Source organism: Pseudomonas sp. P5_B2, from assembly GCF_056400445.1.
Window position 1 is genome coordinate 1 of the sequence record NZ_JBFULH010000706.1, and the last position, 1,949, is coordinate 1,949.

The window sequence follows — 1,949 nt, forward strand, 5'->3', positions numbered from 1 at the left end:
ACAAGGCCAAGCGTCAACCGAAGCTGGAAAAGCTGAAGTTGAACGCCATTGAACAAATGATGGCTTTCGAAACCGCCAAAGGTTTCGTGGCCGGCCAGGCTGGCCCGAACTACCCGGCACCGGTTGAAGCGATCAAGACCATCCAGAAAGCCGCGAACTTCGGTCGTGACAAAGCGCTGGAAGTCGAAGCCGCCGGTTTCGCGAAACTGGCCAAGACCTCTGCCGCGCGGAGCTTGATCGGTCTGTTCCTGAACGATCAGGAACTGAAGAAAAAGGCCAAGGCCTACGACGAAATCGCTAAAGATGTGAAGCAGGCTGCCGTATTGGGCGCCGGCATCATGGGTGGCGGTATCGCTTATCAGTCGGCCTCCAAAGGTACGCCGATCCTGATGAAGGACATCAACGAACACGGCATCGAGCAAGGTCTGGCTGAAGCCGCCAAGCTGCTGGTCGGTCGCGTTGATAAAGGTCGCATGACCGCCGCGAAAATGGCTGAAGTGCTCAACGGCATTCGTCCGACCCTGTCCTACGGTGATTTCGGTCACGTGGATCTGGTGGTTGAAGCAGTCGTAGAAAACCCGAAGGTCAAGCAAGCCGTTCTGGCCGAAGTGGAAGACAAGGTCAAAGAGGACACCATCCTCGCGTCCAACACCTCGACCATTTCCATCACCTTGCTGGCCAAAGCCCTCAAGCGTCCGGAAAACTTCGTCGGCATGCACTTCTTCAACCCGGTGCACATGATGCCGCTGGTTGAAGTGATTCGTGGCGAGAAGTCCAGCGAAGTGGCAGTTGCCACCACCGTTGCCTACGCCAAGAAAATGGGCAAGAACCCGATCGTCGTCAACGACTGCCCGGGCTTCCTGGTCAACCGCGTACTGTTCCCGTACTTCGGCGGTTTCGCCAAGCTGGTCAGCGCCGGTGTGGACTTCGTCCGTATCGACAAGATCATGGAAAAATTCGGCTGGCCGATGGGCCCGGCATACCTGATGGACGTGGTCGGCATCGACACCGGTCACCATGGTCGTGACGTAATGGCTGAAGGCTTCCCGGACCGCATGAAAGATGACCGTCGTTCGGCTGTCGACGTGCTCTACGAAGCCAAGCGCCTGGGCCAGAAGAATGGCAAGGGCTTCTACGCCTACGAGACCGACAAGCGCGGCAAGCAGAAGAAAGTCGCCGACCCTTCGGTACTGGAAGTGCTCAAGCCGATCGTTTACGAGCAGCGCGAAGTCACCGACGAAGACATCATCAACTGKATGATGATCCCGTTGTGCCTGGAAACCGTGCGCTGCCTGGAAGACGGCATTGTTGAAACCGCTGCCGAAGCCGACATGGGTCTGGTCTACGGTATTGGTTTCCCTCCATTCCGTGGCGGTGCGCTGCGCTACATCGATTCGATCGGTGTTGCCGAGTTCGTTGCCCTGGCTGACCAGTACGCTGATTTGGGCGCGCTGTACCACCCGACCGAGAAGCTGCGCGAAATGGCCAAAAATGGCCAGAGCTTCTTCGGTTAAGCGCCCCCAACTAGAGTGAGAGTGAACTTATGAGCTTGAATCCTAGAGACGTCGTGATTGTCGACTTCGGTCGTACTCCGATGGGCCGCTCCAAGGGCGGCATGCACCGCAACACCCGCGCCGAAGACATGTCGGCGCACCTGATCAGCAAATTGCTGGAACGCAACGTCAAGGTCGACCCGAACGAAGTCGAAGACGTGATCTGGGGCTGTGTAAACCAGACCCTGGAGCAGGGCTGGAACATCGCCCGCATGGCGTCCCTGATGACTCAGATCCCGCACACCGCTGCCGGTCAGACCGTCAGCCGTCTGTGCGGCTCGTCGATGAGCGCACTGCACACTGCCGCGCAAGCGATCATGACCGGCAACGGTGACGTGTTCGTCGTCGGCGGCGTCGAGCACATGGGCCACGTGAGCATGATGCACGGTGTCGATC

At 58.3% G+C, this 1,949-nt stretch carries 2 protein-coding genes; both read left to right on the top strand.

The window, feature by feature from the left end:
- Positions 1-1,514 (top strand): fatty acid oxidation complex subunit alpha FadB (gene fadB, locus AC1DRJ_RS25830; protein ID WP_477804651.1); only part of this gene is annotated, 1,514 nt, incomplete at its 5' end.
- Positions 1,515-1,543: 29 nt separating this feature from the next.
- Positions 1,544-1,949: thiolase family protein (locus tag AC1DRJ_RS25835; protein ID WP_477804652.1), on the top strand; the 406-nt coding region annotated here is incomplete at its 3' end.